At 41.2% G+C, this 20,306-nt stretch carries 16 protein-coding genes; 9 read left to right on the top strand and 7 right to left on the bottom strand.

Annotated elements, in window-relative coordinates; translation table 11 throughout:
* Positions 1-285: 285 nt before the first annotated feature.
* Complete coding sequence (locus tag IUZ65_RS10035) at positions 286-1,512, top strand: iron-containing alcohol dehydrogenase (RefSeq protein WP_195703592.1); 1,227 nt, start codon at positions 286-288, stop codon at positions 1,510-1,512.
* A gap of 103 nt (positions 1,513-1,615) precedes the next feature.
* Here IUZ65_RS10035 and IUZ65_RS10040 read toward each other — a convergent pair whose 3' ends face one another.
* Together IUZ65_RS10040 and IUZ65_RS10045 are read right to left on the bottom strand one after the other, a co-directional pair.
* Positions 1,616-3,487 carry a methyl-accepting chemotaxis protein gene (locus IUZ65_RS10040; RefSeq protein ID WP_195703593.1) on the bottom strand — a complete coding sequence of 624 codons (1,872 nt, stop codon included), beginning with the start codon at positions 3,485-3,487 and terminating at the stop codon, positions 1,616-1,618.
* Between the two features lie 278 nt (positions 3,488-3,765).
* On the bottom strand, positions 3,766-4,617 hold the full coding sequence (locus IUZ65_RS10045; RefSeq protein ID WP_195703594.1) for a LytR/AlgR family response regulator transcription factor: 852 nt from the start codon (positions 4,615-4,617) through the stop codon (positions 3,766-3,768).
* A 181-nt stretch (positions 4,618-4,798) separates the two neighbouring features.
* On the opposite strand from IUZ65_RS10045, the gene IUZ65_RS10050 reads away from it, so the two are divergent.
* From IUZ65_RS10050 to IUZ65_RS10085, 8 genes are all read left to right on the top strand, one after another.
* On the top strand, positions 4,799-5,980 hold the full coding sequence (locus tag IUZ65_RS10050) for an acyltransferase family protein (RefSeq protein WP_195703595.1): 1,182 nt from the start codon (positions 4,799-4,801) through the stop codon (positions 5,978-5,980).
* Positions 5,981-6,262: 282 nt separating this feature from the next.
* Positions 6,263-7,546 carry a nucleoside permease gene (locus IUZ65_RS10055; protein ID WP_195703596.1) on the top strand — a complete coding sequence of 428 codons (1,284 nt, stop codon included), beginning with the start codon at positions 6,263-6,265 and terminating at the stop codon, positions 7,544-7,546.
* Positions 7,547-7,623: 77 nt separating this feature from the next.
* Entirely contained in the window at positions 7,624-8,646 is a 1,023-nt protein-coding gene (locus IUZ65_RS10060; protein WP_195703597.1) for an ADP-ribosylglycohydrolase family protein, read from the top strand.
* On the top strand, positions 8,636-9,589 hold the full coding sequence (locus IUZ65_RS10065; protein ID WP_195703598.1) for a PfkB family carbohydrate kinase: 954 nt from the start codon (positions 8,636-8,638) through the stop codon (positions 9,587-9,589). The genes IUZ65_RS10060 and IUZ65_RS10065 overlap by 11 nt, the downstream gene beginning before the upstream one ends.
* 93 nt (positions 9,590-9,682) lie before the next feature.
* Entirely contained in the window at positions 9,683-10,912 is a 1,230-nt protein-coding gene (locus tag IUZ65_RS10070; RefSeq protein ID WP_195703599.1) for an L-lactate MFS transporter, read from the top strand.
* Between the two features lie 126 nt (positions 10,913-11,038).
* Positions 11,039-11,782, top strand: a complete 744-nt coding sequence (locus IUZ65_RS10075) for a GntR family transcriptional regulator (RefSeq protein WP_195703600.1) — start codon at positions 11,039-11,041, stop codon at positions 11,780-11,782.
* A 118-nt stretch (positions 11,783-11,900) separates the two neighbouring features.
* Positions 11,901-12,260 (top strand): 5-carboxymethyl-2-hydroxymuconate Delta-isomerase, encoded by a 360-nt coding sequence (locus IUZ65_RS10080; protein WP_195703601.1) that lies wholly within the window; start codon positions 11,901-11,903, stop codon positions 12,258-12,260.
* 154 nt (positions 12,261-12,414) lie between these two features.
* Positions 12,415-14,463 (top strand): hybrid sensor histidine kinase/response regulator, encoded by a 2,049-nt coding sequence (locus IUZ65_RS10085; protein WP_195703602.1) that lies wholly within the window; start codon positions 12,415-12,417, stop codon positions 14,461-14,463.
* A 77-nt stretch (positions 14,464-14,540) separates the two neighbouring features.
* Here the strand turns inward: IUZ65_RS10085 and cqsA are convergent, their stop codons facing one another.
* The 5 genes from cqsA to IUZ65_RS10110 all read right to left on the bottom strand — a co-directional run bounded on the left by cqsA (position 14,541) and on the right by IUZ65_RS10110 (position 20,245).
* Entirely contained in the window at positions 14,541-15,716 is a 1,176-nt protein-coding gene (gene cqsA, locus IUZ65_RS10090; protein WP_195703603.1) for an alpha-hydroxyketone-type quorum-sensing autoinducer synthase, read from the bottom strand.
* A 297-nt stretch (positions 15,717-16,013) separates the two neighbouring features.
* Positions 16,014-17,177: a helix-turn-helix domain-containing protein gene (locus IUZ65_RS10095; RefSeq protein WP_195703604.1), complete on the bottom strand. Its 1,164-nt coding sequence runs from the start codon at positions 17,175-17,177 to the stop codon at positions 16,014-16,016.
* A 114-nt stretch (positions 17,178-17,291) separates the two neighbouring features.
* The gene (locus IUZ65_RS10100) at positions 17,292-17,489 is read right to left on the bottom strand and encodes a hypothetical protein (protein ID WP_195703605.1); all 198 of its coding nucleotides are present in this window, start codon (positions 17,487-17,489) and stop codon (positions 17,292-17,294) included.
* Positions 17,490-18,012: 523 nt separating this feature from the next.
* On the bottom strand, positions 18,013-19,629 hold the full coding sequence (locus tag IUZ65_RS10105) for an esterase/lipase family protein (protein WP_231363583.1): 1,617 nt from the start codon (positions 19,627-19,629) through the stop codon (positions 18,013-18,015).
* A 178-nt stretch (positions 19,630-19,807) separates the two neighbouring features.
* The gene (locus IUZ65_RS10110; protein ID WP_195703606.1) at positions 19,808-20,245 is read right to left on the bottom strand and encodes a hypothetical protein; all 438 of its coding nucleotides are present in this window, start codon (positions 20,243-20,245) and stop codon (positions 19,808-19,810) included.
* Positions 20,246-20,306 lie beyond the last annotated feature (61 nt).

Here is a 20,306-nt window from a genome sequence, read left to right on the forward strand (position 1 = left end):
CGAAAACATCAGAGAACTCACCGACTGTCATGCCACCAATAAATAAGTGCAACTAAATTGTCTTATAAACAGGCAGACTTTAGCGTATTGCTATTTGATCACCTATTCTTTACTGATTCACTTCGAGTAGGCATTCTTAATGATTAAATCTACGATGGACGACACCCCGCTCGTTGGTATCGAGGTGTCGTATGACTACATCTTTAAAACGGTCATTGCAACGTCCTATAGCAAGTTATAGATAGATGGTAGGATGCCATTTCGAGAGTATATAGAGGTCATTTGATGAATATTCAACGCTGCCATTTCACATTAAAAAAACATGTTTTTTCAGGCTATGCGAAGCTTATGAAACCCATTACCAATCGTCTTTCTTTTCCAACACCAACCATTATCGCAAACCACTCGGCGGTGACGAATATGGTTGAACAATTGCAAATGGAAGGAATTCAACGTCCCGTCGTGATTACCGATAGCGTATTTAGTACGCTGCCAGCTTTTCAGATCTTAGTAGACGCATTGAATACGGCTTCAATTAATTATGCGATATTTGATGGCGTCGTTCCCGACCCTGATTTTGTTGTCATTAGTAAAGGCATTGAAGCGTGCAAGAGCCACAACTTTGACGCCGTAATTGCGATTGGTGGAGGGTCTTCTATCGACGCGGCTAAAGTCATTAATACCTGCGCATTAAATAACACTCTGCCAAGAAAAACGGTTGGCCTATTTAGGATAAGACGCAAAGGCGCCTATTTTGTCGCCATCCCGACGACCGCAGGAACAGGGTCAGAAACCACGATTGTTTCTGTCGTCACAGATGAAATTGATCATCAGAAGAAACAAGTCATCAGTATGAAGATTGTTCCCGACCTTGCCGTGTTAGACCCTAGGTTAATGATTGGCTTGCCCCCTGCTATTACCGCAACGACAGGAATCGACGCGCTCACTCATGCCATGGAATCCTATCTAAGTTTGTTTTCAACACCGGATCTAGACAAAATAAATCTAGACACGATTCGGGATATTTTTGCCTACCTACCTCAATGTTATGGGGAAGGGTCCACATCATTAGAAAATCGTTTAAAGATGGCTCAAGCCTCTCATAATGCTGGCATAACCTTTACTCAAACGAGTGTTGGTTGGGCTCATGGTATCGCACATCAACTCGGGGCGTACTATAAGATGCCCCACGGACTTGCCAACGCCTTAGTGCTTCCACATGTGTTGAAGTTTTATGTACCAACTGCAACAAAGAGAATGGCCGAGATGGCAGAAGCAATTGGTATCACTGAGGGCAGTAACTTAGAAAAGGCAAATAAATTAGTGGACAGCGTTATAGCGCTTTGTGAAATACTTAATATTAGAGTTGAACCCAATATGATTCAACAATCAGACATAAAAGCCATGAGTGCGAATATTATTAAAGAGGTGTACGTCAGTCCATATCCAGTGCCTCGTTACTTTGGTTCACAATATGAGCTTGAGGCCTTTATTTGTACTATCTTTAAATAAAATAAACCCTGAAACCTCCCCCTTTCAAAAAGGTATGAAATGTAGGACTCTGCGGTAAACATGAGTCCTACATCACTACATAAAGATACAACAGGTCGACTAGCTACACCTTAAAGCTATTGAGTAATACGTCTTGATCATTTACATTTTTTATTTGGGTTTTCATTGCCAAATTAGCATTACCCGCGGCCTCGGCAACTTGCTCAGAAAGAGATTTGATATTTAGAGTATTCGCGTTCACCTCTTCCGACACCAAGCTTTGTTCTTCCGCTGCTGATGCAATCTGAGTATTCATATCACTGATGGTTAGAATGAGTGCCTGAATATCACCTAGGGCCGAGTTTGCGCCTGTCGCTTGTTTAACGGCTTGATCCGCTTCAAGTTGACTTTGATTCATTGCTTCAGAAACGGATTTAGCACCGCTTTGCAACTGTTCTATCATGCCCTTTATTTCTGTTGTCGATTTCTGCGTTTTTTGAGCCAGATTTCTAACTTCATCAGCGACCACAGCAAAACCTCGACCTGAATCTCCAGCACGTGCAGCTTCAATAGCAGCATTCAAAGCCAATAGGTTTGTTTGGTCTGCAATATCGTTGATGACTTTTAAAATAGACTCAATGTTATTAGATGCAATGGTCAGCGCTTTTACTTCTTCAACGGCATACTCAATTTTACTCGATAGATTTTCTATTGTGTTTGCCGTATCACTCACCATGTCTGATCCGTTACTGGTTGCTTGCTCTGCCTCTTTAACTGATGTCGCGGCTTGATTAGCATTGTTGGCGACTTCTGTAGAAGTGACCGACATTTCATGCATAGCGGTGGCAAGTTGCTCTAACTCTTTTAGCTGTGTACCCATTGCTTGTGCCGATTGTTTCGCACCTTCGGCTGTCATCTCAGTCCCTTCTTTAATACTGGTGCCGAGTGTCTTTGACTGTTTTAGTTGGTCCTGAAGTTTACTGACGAAGGTATTAAAACTTTTCGCTAATAGAGAAAACTCTTCGTCGGTGTTGGTATCTAGACGTTGAGTTAGATCTCCGTGTCCAGTAGCAATACCGTGAATAGCGTCATTAAAATTTGCCAGAGGGCGCAGTAGATATCGAATCCAGTAAGTCAAAGCAAAAATACTAAGTACCAGCGCAATGACGCTAAATAAGATTGACTTATTTCGCAGGCTATTGAGTGCAGAATAAGCCAGTTCTTCATCTACAACCGCGCCAACATACCAGTTTTCTCCGGGTATTTGCATAAACGTAACCTGCAGGTTTTTACCTGCCAGCTCTGTTTCTTGCGCACCATCTCGAATATTAATATTCGGCAAGTAATCGGAAATATTGACGCCATTAAATGTGTTATTTGGATGAGCAATAGTGCTGCCCGACTCAGTCACAATAAATATATAACCCGCATCAAATGTATTAAATTGATTCACCGCTTCCGATAGATTAGTCAGTGAGACATCAAAAAACATACTCCCTATATAGCGTCCTTTTTGATGTAAAGGGCTGCCTATAGATACGTTTATTTCATTGGTTGAATCATTCAAATAAGGCTGAGTTAAGATAATTTTCTGTGCCTGCTTAGATTGTTTGTACCAAGGGCGAGTTCGAGGGTCGAAATCGTCGCCCGCCTCCCACGTGTCCACATTTTCAAGCATCTTACCATTTGATTCGTACCCGACACCTGCGGCAAGAAAAGACGTCTTAACTTGCGGGCTTTCAACTACTTTCTGAGCATGTTGGTAATCTTCTGCAGAAAACTCCACAAATTCGCTCACCGCTTTTGCGACATTTTTTTGAGCCTGTAACTCAGAGAATGTGTAATTTTTTACGCTACTCAACATCTCTTTAATATTTCTATCGATCTGAGAGTCAATGTGACTCTTAACAGTATATAGCTGCTCTATAGTCAAAAACGAAACCGACACAAACAACATTAACGATGATGCCGCCACAATCTTGTAGTTAAACTTCATGATTCTAAATCCAATTTTAATTTATATGCAACAAGGCGCAGTGAGTAATATATAATAAGCATATTAATTTGAATAACGGCTCATTTCTGCTACATATCTCACCGAATTATATAAATAATGGATATATCGATTTGTTTGGTTAACAAACGTACATATAACTGTGATGAATTGCATATCGCCGCGAAACGACTTATATGAATACGTTAGGTGATGGTGTTGAGGGTTGTTACTTTCATTAATAAAAAATGACCAGCTCAATGTTTTTAGGTTCTATTTCTTTAACCCAATTTCATTCTAAAGCTGTCTTTGTAGTGTCGAGAGAGATTTAAGAGCTTACCGTTTTTAAGTTTGATCTCTGCATCACCACTTGGCTGAGGGGTGATAGACTCTACTTCGTCTAGGTTGATTCCGTATGAACGGTGTATTCTACAAAAACCTCTGTCTGAAATCTGTTCTATTAGGCCGCCTAATGTGGCACGGATAGGATAGACCCGCTCTTTTATATGCAAGTTGACATAGTTTCCGGATGACTCTAACCACTCTATATCATCAATCTTAACTATAAATTCCTTTCCAAGCTTTCTAATTAACAGTCTATCTATAGATTGCTGTACTGGTTCATCTTCACCTTCATCCACCAGTTTGGCCTCACCAATCATTCGACTGATCACGAAATTGAAACTGTAGCTATACAATACAAAAAACACGTAGAGCCACGCGTCCTTCCGATATTCATAAAATAACTCCAAGGACATATCACCAAATTGATAGTGTATTCCTTGAGTAAAAAAAATAATTTTTCGTATCAGTACCATCAAAAACACGTGGATCAACGAAAACAAAATTGACCCTAAAAAGTGCCAAATCAGATTTTTTTTGTAAAGTAGCCAAGTTAATGGAAATTTATTTAACAAGGCTGCGATCAGAGGCAATGCCAACATAAAACCGACAGCACTGGAATACTCCGAAAGAAAAGGAGACCAAAATGGAAAGGATAACTCACCGCCACTCCGGAGCGCCTCCATGATAATCGACGTCGCATTGATGGTGTTATTGATGATTATGTAGAGCGAAAAAAACAGAAATATTGATAATTGGGGACGCTTCTCTATTGTTTTTAAAAGCATCATTTCACACCTTTCCTTTCTGAAGTCGGCTCTTGATGATTTTTCATCTCATTATACCGCGTCTCGTCCCTAACCATTGTCGTTTCAGCCTTCTTGGATGTTTCGTTGACCCAAGTGAAGCTACTATTTATCACAAGATATTAACACAAAGATTGCAAGAAATTACGCGGTTAAGGAAATTATAATGTCGGATGGAATACATACTGGTGCAGCGAGTCAACGGCTCTACTTTCTCGATTGGGTTCGAGTGTTCGCCTTTGCTTTTCTCATTTTTTATCATACAGCAATGATGTTTGTGGACTGGAGTTTTCATATTGAAAGTGGTTATAACAGCGTCTTGCTAAAATCTATTATGTTACTCACTTCAACCTGGCGCCTCGATATACTGTTTATCGTGTCTGGCGTCGCAATGAGCTATATGATCACCAAGATGCCACTGAAATCGTTTACTTGGCAACGCGTCATTAAACTCTATCTTCCGTTGCTGTTTGCCGTCGTGGTGGTCGTTGCGCCACAATCTTATTATGAAGCAATCCAAAAAGGGGTGTTTGAAGGTTCATTTTGGCAGTTCTGGTCTACATTTTATTTTACATTTACTTGGGATGAGCGCATGGAGGCCCCCTTTCCTACCTACAATCATATGTGGTACGTGCTCTATCTATTTCACTACACCCTTGTACTTCTTCCCCTGATGAAATTTATCAACAGCACAACAGGAAAGGCTTTTCTTGCCACGATTGAGCGCTGGCTGTCAAAAAAGAGGCGTATTATTTATGTTCCTATCGTCATTTACCTATCGATATATCTCTTATTCAATGAACACAAGATAACCCATGCATTTCATAACGACTGGTACGGTCATAGCCTCTTTCTTTTTGCGGTGATACTGGGACTCTTCTTTGTTCGAATGCCACTTATATGGCCATCTTTTGAAGAAAATCGATATCGAACCTTAGCCTTAGGGTTAGCAAGCTATGGTGTACTTCTGCTTATCTATAACCTACCCGCCGAAGACTTCATCGTTGACAAAAGCCTCGCTTGGGATCTGATACGATTAATTGTCAAGTGGTCATGGATCGCACTCATTATTGGTTTTTCAAGAAGGCACCTTAATTTCAGTAATCGGGCTTTACAATATTGCAATCAGGCCGTGTACCCATTTTTCATTCTGCATCAGACGATAATAATCGTGTTCGGCTATTATGTTATTGGTTGGAAGTTACCTGGAGTGATGGCATTTCTAGTCATATGCTGTGGCACATTCATTATATGTGCTTTACTTTACGAGCTTGTCATCAAGCAAGCTGCTCTTCTAAGGTTTCTTTTCGGAATGAAATCAAAGCAGATAACACAAACAACAAGTTAACAGGAACACACTGCAAAGCTATCATCTAACCTTTCAACGCCCTTCTAATCTACCACTTATCCTAGTGTCTAGTATTTTAAGGGTCATATAAGCCAAATCTCTGCTTTCTTGTGCATAAAATAATACCAATCTGGAAGATTAACCAAGTTTTCGATTACGTATATACTTAATCATAATATTCGATTGTATGTTGTTGGTCACATAATTAATACCTTGGTATTGTATTGGTACTATTAACTGGTATTGTCATTACCGTACGCTACAGTACCAAAGGAGATTAATATGAAATCTACAAACAAAAAATTATCAGTCATGATGTTTATCGAATGGTTTATCTGGGGAGCATGGTTTGTTCCTCTGTGGCAAATACTGACTTCAAACGGATTTACACCCACTCAAATCGCATGGTCTTACGCTTGTACGGCTATCGCGGCAATTCTATCCCCTATTCTAGTCGGTTCAATCACGGACCGATTTTTCCCTGCTCAAAAAGTCCTTTCTGTGATGTTGATTGCAGGTGCAGCATTAATGTATCTGGCGGCGCAACAAACTGAATTTTCGAGTTTTTTCCCTTTATTGTTGCTCTATTCATTAACCTACATGCCCACAATTGCGTTAACAAACAGTATCGCATTTTCGAACGTAGAAGACGTGGAACGAGACTTCCCAAGAATTCGCGTATTAGGCACGATCGGATGGATTGCATCCGGTATTGCTATCGGTTTCCTACCGGGTTGGTTAGGTTATGGCGATATCTCTTCGAGCAATATCCCACTTATAATTACGGCGGTTAGTTCAGCTATTTTAGGTGTGTTTGCACTGGTATTACCGAATACGCCACCGAAAAGTACTGGCAAACTCAGTCTTAAAGTCATGCTTGGTCTAGATGCACTGGTACTACTAAAAGATCGTAACTTTTTGGCCTTCTTTGTCTGTTCATTCATGTTCAGCATGCCACTCGCTTTCTATTACATCTTTGCTAATGGGTTCTTAACAGAAGTAGGGATGAGTAATGCAACCGGTTGGATGACATTAGGTCAGTTTTCTGAAATATTCTTCATGTTAGCGTTACCTTTTTTCACTAAGCGCTTTGGTATTAAAAAGGTACTACTTCTTGGTCTCACTACTGCGGCTATTCGGTATGGCTTCTTTGTCTACGGCAGTGCCGATACTTGGTATCTATATTCAATATTATTCGCAGGTATCTTACTTCACGGCGTAAGTTACGATTTCTATTTCGTCACCGCTTACATTTATGTCGATAAAAAAGCCCCTGCCCATATGCGTACCGCGGCTCAAGGTCTTATCACCTTAGGTTGTCAAGGCATCGGTAGCTTATTAGGGTACCGTTTAGGTGGTGTTCTAATGGAGAAAATGTTTGCTTACGATGAACCTCAAAACGGTCTGTCTTTTGATTGGGCAGGAATGTGGGGCTTTGGTGGCGTCATGATTGCCGTAATCTTGCTTATCTTTGTGTTCTTCTTTAGAGAACCAAACGGTGAGATTAAAGAAATTCAGATTGATCAGAATGACAACCAATCCAACGTAGAAAAAGCAGAAGCGTAAATATTGTCCTGCTCACTCTCATGATAATTCATTGGCCGTGAGCAGGAAATTTTGAACCCAATTTTTGGTGTAGTAAGATGACAATTAATATAAATGACAGAATTTTAGGTACTTTTTATGGACAAGCTTTAGGCGACTCCATGGGTATGCCTTCAGAACTTTGGCCGAGAAGCCGTGTGAAAGCTCATTTCGGCTGGATAGATAGATTCCTCCCTGGCCCGGCAGAGAACAACGCTGCATGTTATTTCGACGCTTGCCAATTTACAGATGATACGTCTATGGCTTTAGCGCTAGCCGATGCGATTATCGAGTGTGACGGTGACGTTGTACCGGAAGTGATTGCTCGTAATGTATTAGCCTGGGCTGAAGGCTTTGATGCGTTTAACAAAAACATATTTGGCCCCTCATCCAAAGCCGCGATGAAAGCGATTAAAGAAGGCACACCGATCAGTGAGCTAGAAAATAATGGCGTAACAAATGGTGCAGCGATGCGTGTGTCACCACTCGGTTGTTTGCTTCCAACACACAACCTTGATTATTTTATTGAACAGGTTGCTTTAGCGTCAAGCCCAACTCACAAATCTGATATTGCTATTGCAGGTGCTGTCGCAATTGCCTGGGCCGTGTCTAAAGCCGTAGAAGGAGCACCGTGGGAAGTTATTCGTGATCAACTGCCGGCGATCTCCGTCGCGGCTCAGAATAAAAACGTCACTACTTTCAGCGCTTCTATGGGGTCACGAATTGAGCTTGCACTCTTGGTTGCTCAAGAGGACAGTGGCATTGAAACGAGAATGGACAGAATATATAACCTCGTAGGCGCGGGTGTCAGCACGATAGAATCTGTTCCTGCTGCTATCGCAATGGTTGAGTTAGCAAAAACAGATCCCAATCGTTGTGCGATATTGTGTGCAAATCTGGGTGGCGATACCGACACCATAGGGGCAATGGCCACCGCAATATGTGGCGCTCTCAATGGTATTCAGGCTATAGACACTGAATTTAAAGCACAATTAGACAACGAAAATCAACTAGACTTTGAAGACTATACCAATAAATTCTTACAGCTTCGATCGCTTAAGGAGCAAGCCCATGCCTCATAGATCCCTGATTGAAATGCTCCCCACTTTGGCGAGCAAACGCCAGCTTTGTTTAGTGGGTGCGGCGGTCGTTGATATCGTTGCTGAGGTAGCCGCATTACCAACGAGCGGTGCTGACATAGAATTAAAAGAGAAAGGCCTTCATGTGGGAGGATGCGCGTTAAATATCGCCATCGCGCTTAAGAAACTTGGCCTAGAATCATTGAATGCTTTGCCCATAGGTAAAGGCAAATGGGCTGATGTCATAGAAACGGCAATGGCAGAAAATGGCCTGTCGAGTGACCTGCTTAACTATCATGGAGACAATGGTTGGTGTATGGCGCTTGTAGAACCAAATGGCGAACGTACCTTTTTATCCGTCAGTGGCGTTGAAAACGACTGGGATCAGAAAACCTTATCTCAATTACCCATAGAAGATGACGCCATCCTGTATTTTTCAGGCTATCAGCTTTCATCAGACAGTGGTGAAGTACTTGTATCTTGGTTGGAATCATTACCAACGAGTATTGATGTATTTATCGATTTTGGCCCAAGAATTGCGGATGTTCCATCCTCATTATTTCAACGTTTAGTGGCGCTTAAACCCATAGTTTCATTGAATCGCCAAGAAGCTGAGGTATTAGGAATGACCGACATCAATCGGTTTGTTCAGAAATGGGATTCAACATACTCTTGTCCGTTAATCTTACGCATTGATAGTGATGGTGCGTTGTTCTCCAATAAGACGATGACGGGTAATATATCACCGTTTAGCGCGCGTGTTGTCGATACAATTGGGGCTGGCGACACCCATGCTGGTGGTGTACTGGCCGGCTTATCTTCTGGTTGGGATCTGGTTGATGCCGTTTTATTGGGCAATGCTGTTGCCTCCTATGTCGTTAGTCATTCCGGTGGCGATTGTGCCCCTACTATTCCAGAACTTACGTCCTACCTTAATCAATATTAATCTGCCGAACTTGCTGTTCTAGGCTCAGCTTTGTCTGAGCCTATCGTTTGTCTCATTGCATTATTCACTCCTCATACAAAAAAGATCATCATCATGAATAAAAGAGCCAACCAAATACTGCTGGCCAGTTGCGGCGTAAACCTCTGCATCGGCGTACTCTATACTTGGAGTGTTTTCAAAAACGAGCTGGTAAATCTGGGTTGGAGTAACGCCCAAGCGTCAATGCCCTACACTTTAACCATCATCGTATTGTCGGCTTCTTTGTTAGTTGCCGGTCGAATACAGGATAAAATTGGGCCTAAGAAAGTGCTCATGGCAGGGTCATTATTAGCTGGATTTGGAATGATGTTGTCTAGCCTTTCGTTGACACCTCTAAATCTTAATCTAAGTTTTGGCGTTGTGACTGGCGCGGGGATTGGCTTTGCTTATGCTTGCCTCAACCCAACAGCAATGAAGTGGTTTCATAGCTCTCAAAAGGGATTGGTGAACGGACTCCTAGCAACGGCATTTGGTGTAGCGGCTATTTATTTGGCTCCGTTAACCAGTTATTTAATCGTGAACTATGGCTTAAACACCAGCTTTCAGCTTATGGGGGCAAGCCTAATCTTAGTCGCGTTCCCGCTATCTTGTACCATAAATAACCCGCCCAAAAACTATGTGCCTACTAATCGAAATGCGCCGTTGGCCAATGAGAAAGTCAATCAAGAGCAGAACTATGCATGGCGTGAGATGTTGAGTACCAAACAGTTTTATCTGTTGTGGGTTACCTATGCTTTTGGCGCTTCAGCTGGGTTAATGATTATTGCTAACATTACTTCCATCGCGGCAACCCAGGCGAATATTATGCACGGGGCCTATTTGGTCGTCACCCTATCCATATTTAATTCTGGGGGCCGCCTCGCCTCTGGCTTACTCAGTGATAAAATAGGTGGCTTGAAAACACTTGCTATCGCGTTGAGTCTGCAAACTATCAACATGCTCCTCTTTAGCTATTTTGTTTCTAGTTCAACACTCATGATCGGTGCCGCATTAGCGGGGATTGGCTACGGCACTCTTCTGGCTGTTTTTCCTTCTATCATGGCCGATTTATACGGACTTAAACACTATGGTTCGAATTACGGCGTACTTTATACCGCATGGGGCATTGGTGGATTTATTGGTCCCGTGTTGGCAGCAATTTCAGTCGATTTGTCTGGACGCTATACGTACGCTTATTTCATCTGTGCCGCTTTGGTTAGTATCGCCACATTTCTAACATTCAAGGTAAAGCCAATATCGCAAGCCAAAGCAGTATTCGATTTGGCTAACGCTAGAGGCAATTAACTTAGTCACGCTACATTGATCTGAGTGGCGATTTGTCTTATTGCTACTCAAATCTAGTTTTTTCTATTAATTCTACTGGGTTAGATAAGGTATACTTTCGCTACACTAGACGACGTTTAAGATACTATGCACACCTATCAGCCTTTGATCGACCTTATAAAATCTCGTATTCAAAAAGCGGACAAGTCTCCTCTCTATATGAAGGTAGCGGATTCTGTAAAACTTGCGACAGAACAAAAAATGCTAAAAGGTGGCGACTTTATCCCTACAGAGCGCGAGTTTAGTGAACGTGTAGGGGTATCTCGAATAACGGTTCGTAAAGCACTTGATATCCTAGAAAAAGAAGGGGTGATTGTTCGCTCTCGTGGTTTAGGCACCATGATAAGTGAAACCCTTGAGTATTCGAGCAAAGAAGCAACCGGATTTTCACAGCAGGTTGTTCTTAAAGGGAAAAAGCCCGATACTCTTTGGATTAAAAAAGACACTATTGCGTGTTCAGAAGAGGTCGCAAGGCAACTCAATATAAAGCTTAATGATGAAGTTTTTCTACTCAAACGGGTTCGTTATATCGACGAACAAGCGGTGTCTATAGAAGAATCTTATGTGCCGTCTCACCTCATCCATGATCCTGATGAGATTCAACTTTCACTTTATGACTATTTTCGTAGTAGAGACATTGTTCCCACCAAAACGAAAAGCAGCGTATCCGCTAAAATGCCCACCGAAGAAATTTTGGAAAAGCTACAGATCGAAGAAACTATCCCTGTTCTTTTAATCGAGCAAATCGCATTTGATAGTACAGGTACACCAATCGAGTACAGCATTAATCGATGCCGTGGCGATATGTATGTCTTTGTTAGTGAAGACTAACCCAATCTTAAAGAACCACTATGAATAGTAAAAAGTGTCGTTATTCTTTACACGTTTACGTTCCATTGCCCACGAGCACTGATTAAATTTTTGCCACTCTACTTTAATAAGGAAAATTATGCCTCACTTCGTTATAGATTGTTCTGAGCACATTCTGAGTATTCAACAAGAAGAACAGATCATCAGAGAAATTCACACCGTTGCCGTTTCTACTGGTTTATTCAATGAAAATGAAATCAAAGTTCGTGTAAATCCGTTTAAAACTTACCTAGTCGGAAATAAAAAGGATGACTTCATCCACGTCTTTTCTAACATTATGGAAGGTCGCACAACAGAACAAAAAGCGTCACTTTCAAGAGCTATCGTTGAACAACTCGTCTTATTATTTCCTGACCTTTCGAATATTGCTGTTAACATTCGTGAATTTGAAAAATCGACTTACTGTAATAAGGATATGCTCGTTAACGCAACGTTTTGATGTTGTTTTGTCGCGTCACACTGTGTCTGACATGGATCAACATTGCATAACAAATGGTCAATCAGTAATATACAAACACAATATTTTACGATTACGCGCTCAATACCATTGAACGCTATATTTCGGTTAAGCATAGAGTTGGCATTACAGTAATATGGAAGCATTACGTAAAGTATATCAGTACGCTGAACCTAACCTCACTTTGGTCGGGTTGCTCGGTGTTATCGGGTACCCTCTCTATTACCTTGTGTGGGGAACCCTTTTTCCTCAGCAGTACGAGACACTCCCTCTTCGTATGTTCTGTTCGTTGCTGTTCGTAGGCATTGTCTGCCGGAAAAATCTTCAATCCAGCTTTCGTCAATATATGCACTTGTACTATCAAGTTGTCATTATAACTTCGCTGCCATTTTTCTTTTTCTATATGTTGTTAATGAATGATTGGTCCCTCGTTTGGGTGATGTCATTTATGTCCGCCATCTTTCTACATATCCTGCTGGTTCACATTACTTGGTTGCTGTTTCTTCAAACCTTTGTGGGCATAGTATTCGCCACGTTATTTGCATGGCTAAATAAAGGCTACTCTCTGGAAATAACCATTGATTGGATGCAAATGTTACCCGTTTTCTTTTTTACCTATCTGTTCGGAAGCTTATGCTTCTATCGTTATCAGGCCGATTATGACTCAAAGGTCTCTATAGCAAAGTCTTTTGGGGCTGGTATTGCACATGAGATGCGAAACCCTCTTAGCAGCCTCTGCTTGTCTATAGACGTTATTCAATCCATATTGCCAAACGCCACTAAGGATAACAAAGAGACGTATCAGCTCAGTAAAAAGGAGGTCCTCCGCTTACTTGAAGTCAGCAGTGATGCGATGACGATCATTCATTCGGGGAACGAAACTATCGATTTACTACTTACATCTATCGACGAAAATCGAGTGTCACGTTCGACATTTAAGAAACACCCCGCTCAAGAGGTTGTTGAAAGCGCGATAAAAAGCTTTAGCTATAAGCGCGAGGTAGATAGAGCCGCAGTATCATTGGAGGTTCAGAGTGAATTCGAGTATTTTGGTAGTGACACTTTATTGAAGTATGTTGTATATAATCTGCTAAAAAACGCGTTTCATCACCGTAACGATAGTGACTTTACCGTTCACCTAGCACTAAAAGCAGAACAAAAATTAAATAAGATTATTGTAACGGATACAGGCTCAGGTATTACATCGAAAGTGCTTGAAAACATGTTTAAAGATTTCTATACCACGGGTAAAGCAGGAAATTATGGGCTTGGTTTACCTTTCTGTAAAAAAGTAATGCGCTCCTTTGGTGGCGATATCCAATGCCAGTCCGAGCTTGGTAAGTGGACTCAGTTTAGCATGACACTACCGCGGATAGATTCCAATATCGTAAGAGATATTAGAAACGAACTGACCAAACTTAAGTCGGTATTATTTATTAGCGAACAAGACCATTTAACATCGACAATGACCAGCGTTAGTCGCTTTATGGGCCTTGAGCTCACAACCTTAAATATTGACACGACTCTGGAAAAGATGGAGTACGAATTTGAATACGATCTAATCGTGGTTGATATCGAGAGTCTCACGCTAGGTAATAACCAGCTAGATAAACTCGAGTCGCTCTATTCATTTTCTGAAGCTCAACTTGTTTACTTGTTCCAGCAGCGTCCTAATCAACACCTTAGCAAAGCCAGTTTTACACCTATCTGGATTGATGTAGATTCTTGGTTATCACACCCTAAAGAGACGATTGAGCGCTTACTATTTGACGCTACCTACGTCAGTACGGTGACGCACAAATTACCGTCTAGCAACGAAGGAAAGCGTACGATTATGATTGTGGATGATAACGAGTCCCTACGAAAGTTCACGTCAATACTATTAGAAAAACAGGGGCTTAATGTCATTCAAAAGAACAATGGTTTACAAGCCATTGAAGCGCTAGAAACAGAGGATATCGATCTAATTCTTATGGATATCGAAATGCCAGTAATGGACGGGTTAGAGGCATCGCTTCGCATTCGTCAGTCTGAGAAACCGTTTGCCAATATTCCTATTATCGCTCATACCGGGGATAACTCTCCCAGTATGCTTAATAAGATCGATTCATCTTCCATGTCCGGATATATCGTAAAACCTGCGGATAAAAATCAACTGCTTGATAAAATATCCGATTGGATTTAGTAAAGAGCCTAACCAGAAGCCAAGCTCTTTTCTTAATGTAGCGGCATTGATTTACTCATCGCACCTTAGCAATAGCGCTACACAAACTCTAGGTTTGGATTTTTGTATGCTTCATGACAAACCGTCAAAACGTGGTCAACGTCTTTTTCGGTCATATCTGCATTGACCGAAAAACGCATTATGCTTTTGTTTTTTCCTGTCGCGGGGCGACAGAAAATAGCCCCAAATACATCATTCTCTTCAAGGAAATCTCTTACGCGCTCCATGTTTCGTTCTTCGCCACATTCCAAAGATATAATCTGTGACTCGCTACGAATGTTAAAGCCTATCCCCTTTAATCCCGTTCTTAGCTCATTTGCACGACGAAATAATGTTTGTCTTTTTTCCTCTGCATGTTTAATTATATCTAGTGTTTTTCTTAGCCTAGCGACCTCCTGAGGCAACACAGTAGAGCTAAAAATAGCCGGGTATGAGACAAAAGGTAATGTCTGACTAAGCTTCTTCGGGCCTAATATAGCACCTGCACGATAAGCGAACGTCTTGGCCAAACTTACCGTAACAAAATCCACTTGATCTTGAACTCCCAACGCATTTATTAACCCTGACCCGTTCAGGCCATGGGTACCTAATGAATGGGATTCGTCGACGACCAACGCACAACCAAACTCGTTTGCCATTTCGTAGATAGCTTCAAGTGGTGCAATTGTTCCTATTGTGCTGTAGATCGAATCAACAACAATGACTCCAGCGCCATGTCTCTTAATCTGTTTACGCAAATGCCGAATATTATTGTGCATGAATGGATAAATAGCCCCGCCCGATATTCTAGCGCCTTCCCATAAAGACATGTGGGCAAAAAAATCGATATAGATCGGCGTCCCTGGGGCACAAATGGTTTGTAACAGACCAAGATTCGCAGCCCAGCCAGATTGAGACAACAAACAGCTTTCCATGCCCACATAATCAGCAAGCTCATTCTCGAACTCTGGCTTTGATTCTTCATCCTGCAGAAAGACGGCTGACATAACGACATTGTCATCTTGCTCTGAGATCGCTCGTTTGTGGGCCGCTTGAATCTCCTTATTGTGAGACAGTGCCAAATAATCATTACTTTGCATGACCACCGCATCTGCGGTTGGACGTTTACCCAAAACCAAATGTTTTTGATTCTGATTTGATTCAATTATATCTTCAATATAAAAATCTAGGCGTTCCTCAATAAAGGCAGGAAGTGGTTTCGTTTTATTACTCATAATCAAGTCTCATTGTAATTTAGAAAAACGCCAGCGCTGACATCTATCTATATTCCAGACTTTGAAAAGATAGTCATTACTCAATTTGCATATTTATCGTTGGAGTAGCAAACTCCATATTTAAGGGTTGGGGAGGCAATTGATTTCAGTAGGATGAGCGAGCTCTACAAACGTGTAATAAAGGCATTATCTAGGGTCTATCGGCCAGTTTTAAACATTAAGCGATGGACACTGGATTTGATATACGGCGTTCTTAGATAAGAGTAAGAGCACCTGCTAAATATCTCGCGATATCGGTTAATTACTGTCTCTATTTTGTTTACGAAAATCTGAAGGGGTAAGACCTGTATATTTTTTAAACGTTAGATTAAAGGTGCTCTTAGCATTAAAACCTGACTGCATTGCAACATCTAGAATGTTCTTTTTTGGATGCTGAAGTAGTTCATTTTTAGCGTATTCAATCCGGAAGCTGGCTAAATATTCATAAAAACTCATCCCACAATATTGGTTAATTGATTGTGAAAGATATTGAGGCTGAATGTTTATTTTTTTGGCTATTTTTTCTAGTGAAAGCGTGCTATCAAGAAAGTAGTTTTCTCTTTTCATTATCGCATTCAAATCTCGAATGATTATCTCTGCCTTGTTTTCAGTTAACGCTGAAGTGCGATATTTTTTAACGTTTTCGCATGCTTCTCTTTCTTCTTGGCCCCTAGGTTTTTGACAATATGCGGTTGTAAAACCTAATAATATAAGCCAGATAACCAAATCGAGTATGGAAAAAATAACGCTATGCAAAGGTGGCACACTATATAGTATTGAGAAGACCGCATTATTATCAGCGGGTTCGTAGTAAAAAATGCTCATTGTTAAATCAGCTAAAATGATTAACCATGTCATTGACATCGACAACCAGACGCCTTTGAACCAATTGTAAGTGTCTTCGCTATAGCCAACACCATACAAAGAACCCCGCATTAAATTCCAAAGCATAGGAACGAAATACCGAGAACTGCTGATTAAGTAAGTCAGAAAGAAAAGCCCCAAAGATACTTCAATTGAAGTTGCTAACCATTTACTACCCGCTAATACTTCTAGAGATAGACTGTTAAGTAACAACGGTATCATTAAGAACAGACCAAAAATCAGTAGAGCACTTTTTTTCTTAGTGATTACATTTGCGGTTCTCAAATGCAGTGTCGAGTCCGTGAATCCAGCCGTTAGTGGGCCAAGTAACAAAACAATCGGAAGCGCAAGTATATTCAAAATTTCAGAAACAGGTGGGTCAATAACAATACCCAAAAACATCGCCATTTTTACCACTGCAAAACCAGAAAAAAGGGCTATTAGCTCATTTTTTGCTGTCAACCATTTGAGTGGATAGGCAATCACCAGCATGAAACAGATACTTAACATAATCACTGAAAATCCAGTAATGAGTTCGATCATTGAGATCCAGTGCACGCCTTCATCCTTTAAAGTTTCTAATGTCGCAATGAGCAAAGAAAACATAATTAAAGTTAATACACACTCTGTCAATTATATGTTTTGTTTATTGCTAGGTGGCACGGCATCGTCTCATTCATCCTTCTCCTTTTTATTTTCGACATAATACTGTCTTAATATCTTTATTGTGGTAATCACTTGATTAGCGGTCGCTATTAACATCATCAAAGCCAATATGATAGATAACACTACGGACAATAGATTTTCAAAATCTATGCAGATGCCACCATATAATATTTTATTCAGATTAATCTCGACAAACGTCTGCATGGTAACCCCCTCAGTAATCAGGCACCTTCACAGCTAACGACAACATGACGGATTCAGTAGAATACGATGTAACCATATCAGCCCAGCACTATGCGTAACCCGACAACTATTCAGTTGTCCTTTATTAATAAACCATGAATGCACATAAGGATGCGTTCCCTTTGTATTTCCATAATTCGTTGAGGGTTAACTTAAGCGAAGATAGCGAGCAGATCGTCCACGTTGGCGAATTCGGACAATTAAACCTAAAGACATGGATGAATTTATACATATAATCAATGGGTTAATTAACAAGCACCTACTCGCTTGTACACGTACAGAATGGTTACTTAGGACTCGTAGTGGTGTAAACCGTGCCATAGAATAGCAATACAATCCTAGTCATTGGGTATGCAGCCACTGTATAAATACAACAAAGCCCCTATGAAGGGATAAAATATCTCCTCATAGGGGCGGCCACGTTTAGACATTATTTAAGGTATATCTCGGCATCGACTTCTTGCCTTTTTCTCATATTAATCGATTACTCTTCACCTTCAGAATAGTTCACCAAAGCGCTCTCGACCAAGTCTGGGTACTCGTCCATAAACTTGATGAACTCTTCCTCTAAATCCGTCGTTGCTGGTACCTTGCCTTGTGCGGCCAAAATAAAATGTTCCTGCTGTGGAAGCTTAGGAGGAACACGACCATAGGCAAGTAATACCAAATATTTACCCGCATAACGGATCAAATGTTCAGTGGTCGGTCTGTAATTATCACTCAACTGTACGTCGAAACCACCGCGAGCGAGTACTGCCATCCCTTCCTCGGAAACGATGCCGTCTACATTTATCATCAGCTCATCGAGCCGCGCTATCATTTGCTCGTTAACCAAAATATCAACATGACCACTTTCAAACCCAAAAGTCTGATTTGATTGCCTTTGTGCTTCTGGACGCAATTGACTAGATAACGGGACGACACCATCGCTGTTTTCACCTAGTTTGAGTTTGTCGGAGTTCCTGTAGGCATAAAAAAGCTGATGATCGACAAATTCAGGCAATGGCTTTCGATATAATGATTGAATAAAGCGGCTATCGGGATTCAAATCACGCCATGCTGGCAGTACTAATTGTCCGTATTTTTCACCGTCAGCGGCGGCAGGATGCCCTCCCATAGGGCTGGCGATAGTAACAAATAGTTCAACTTTGTTTTCCTCATCTTTCCCTGAATACTGGTTGATTGCCTCTCTAACGACCACCCCCCCCATACTATGCGCGACGACAATCAATGGCATCTCCCCTAAAGGTACAACATCGCCAGATAAGAAAAGACTATAAAAGAGATGGGCAAGCTGATCCAGATCACCACCCGAAGGGTAGTAAAAAAACCACGGTTTGTAGCGCTCGCGATCGAGGCGGCTAATGATGGGGTCAAATGATCTCGCACTGCCACCAATACCGTGTACAAAAACCACGGGGATCTTGTGCGCTTCATCTTCTTCCAGTGCATAGAACATCGTAGGGGCATGCTCCAAAAAAGAAGCGGGGTCGTACATACCTAAGGTCGACATATTGTCATTAAACAGAGGGTCATCTAGGGATCGAATTGAACCCGAAGGATAGAAAAGAGATGGTTTCGTTTCAATGGTTATTGGTACAGCGATTCTCACTGGCCGAATAGACATTCGTTCTGTTGTTAGTTGAATATCGATATGGTTGACGACAAGTGTCGAGTGACTCATTCTGTCGAGAAGGAGTTTTCTACTTCCTATACTCTCCGCTTGCTCAAAAACATCATCACCATTGATGTCGGCATACACCTCTAGGTCATAACTTCCTTCCGGGAGATTCAGTCCAAAATGTGTGCCCGCAGAACCTTGAGAGAACATCGTGTCCACGCGCTCATTGAGTTTATACTTATCGGAATACGCAGCAATCGCTAAAGGCACATCGTCATATCTACCATCATCATCGAGCGTTTTTCCGATCACAAAAAAAGACTCTCGGTCCAACATGTGCTTAAGATTTGATTGACTTGGATCGGCGTTTTGAATCCGCTCATAATTCGCTTGGACTGACGTGTATTTTAGGTAGGAACATGAGGATAACAAAAAGGATATCACCAACAGTCCACAGGCATTGAAAGCAGCTCTGTTCACACTAAAATTTCCTCTACTCAGATAATGGAGTTTGACTACGTACAGGGTTGAAAAGCCAACTCGTAGAAACCGATCCAACTTTATTTATTGCGATCAAGTCTACCTTCCAATTCACAAAAGGTGTAGTTATATAGTTATTTTAGCTATTTAGTTAAAGGCCATGCCATGACCGGTTAAGTTAGCGGTTTAAAACTTTAGGCGTGAATAGTTCTTTACTCTTTTTAGCCAACCAAAGGAGATACACTCCCAACAGAATATCAATCGAACCACAAAACTCTGGCCACCACAAAGGTGCGACGGAATCACCATAAATAGTCAGGTGGACTACATCGTAAACACCATGACCAATAAAGCCCATTGCCAAGATCACTAGGCTTTTAATTTGGTCATATCTTAGCGCTAAACTGGCCAGTATTATGAAAAACAGGCCAACAATGACTTCATTCAATAATGCTTGATAATCATTCGCGTAGAGGGCAAATAACCAATAATATATTGGAAATGACATCAATAGTGCAGGATAAGCAAAACGACGCTTTTCATATCCTACCTTTTTAAATCTAAATATAATAAAACACGCGATAAAGACGCCTATTATCAGTGCAAAATTATTCATTTCCGGAGGTTCCAAATCGCTTAATGATGTGCATCATTCATATCCCTATAATTCAGTCCTT

Source organism: Vibrio sp. VB16 (assembly GCF_015594925.2).
Classification (GTDB): domain Bacteria; phylum Pseudomonadota; class Gammaproteobacteria; order Enterobacterales; family Vibrionaceae; genus Vibrio.

What these genes read in the sequence shown, in the direction of transcription:
- IUZ65_RS10035 (WP_195703592.1), top strand. Translation starts at nt 286, where the DNA reads ATGAATATTCAACGCTGCCATTTCACATTAAAAAAACATGTTTTTTCA.
- IUZ65_RS10040 (WP_195703593.1), bottom strand. Translation starts at nt 3,487, where the DNA reads ATGAAGTTTAACTACAAGATTGTGGCGGCATCATCGTTAATGTTGTTT.
- IUZ65_RS10045 (WP_195703594.1), bottom strand. Translation starts at nt 4,617, where the DNA reads ATGATGCTTTTAAAAACAATAGAGAAGCGTCCCCAATTATCAATATTT.
- IUZ65_RS10050 (WP_195703595.1), top strand. Translation starts at nt 4,799, where the DNA reads ATGTCGGATGGAATACATACTGGTGCAGCGAGTCAACGGCTCTACTTT.
- IUZ65_RS10055 (WP_195703596.1), top strand. Translation starts at nt 6,263, where the DNA reads ATGAAATCTACAAACAAAAAATTATCAGTCATGATGTTTATCGAATGG.
- IUZ65_RS10060 (WP_195703597.1), top strand. Translation starts at nt 7,624, where the DNA reads ATGACAATTAATATAAATGACAGAATTTTAGGTACTTTTTATGGACAA.
- IUZ65_RS10065 (WP_195703598.1), top strand. Translation starts at nt 8,636, where the DNA reads ATGCCTCATAGATCCCTGATTGAAATGCTCCCCACTTTGGCGAGCAAA.
- IUZ65_RS10070 (WP_195703599.1), top strand. Translation starts at nt 9,683, where the DNA reads ATGAATAAAAGAGCCAACCAAATACTGCTGGCCAGTTGCGGCGTAAAC.
- IUZ65_RS10075 (WP_195703600.1), top strand. Translation starts at nt 11,039, where the DNA reads ATGCACACCTATCAGCCTTTGATCGACCTTATAAAATCTCGTATTCAA.
- IUZ65_RS10080 (WP_195703601.1), top strand. Translation starts at nt 11,901, where the DNA reads ATGCCTCACTTCGTTATAGATTGTTCTGAGCACATTCTGAGTATTCAA.
- IUZ65_RS10085 (WP_195703602.1), top strand. Translation starts at nt 12,415, where the DNA reads ATGGAAGCATTACGTAAAGTATATCAGTACGCTGAACCTAACCTCACT.
- cqsA (WP_195703603.1), bottom strand. Translation starts at nt 15,716, where the DNA reads ATGAGTAATAAAACGAAACCACTTCCTGCCTTTATTGAGGAACGCCTA.
- IUZ65_RS10100 (WP_195703605.1), bottom strand. Translation starts at nt 17,489, where the DNA reads ATGCAGACGTTTGTCGAGATTAATCTGAATAAAATATTATATGGTGGC.
- IUZ65_RS10110 (WP_195703606.1), bottom strand. Translation starts at nt 20,245, where the DNA reads ATGAATAATTTTGCACTGATAATAGGCGTCTTTATCGCGTGTTTTATT.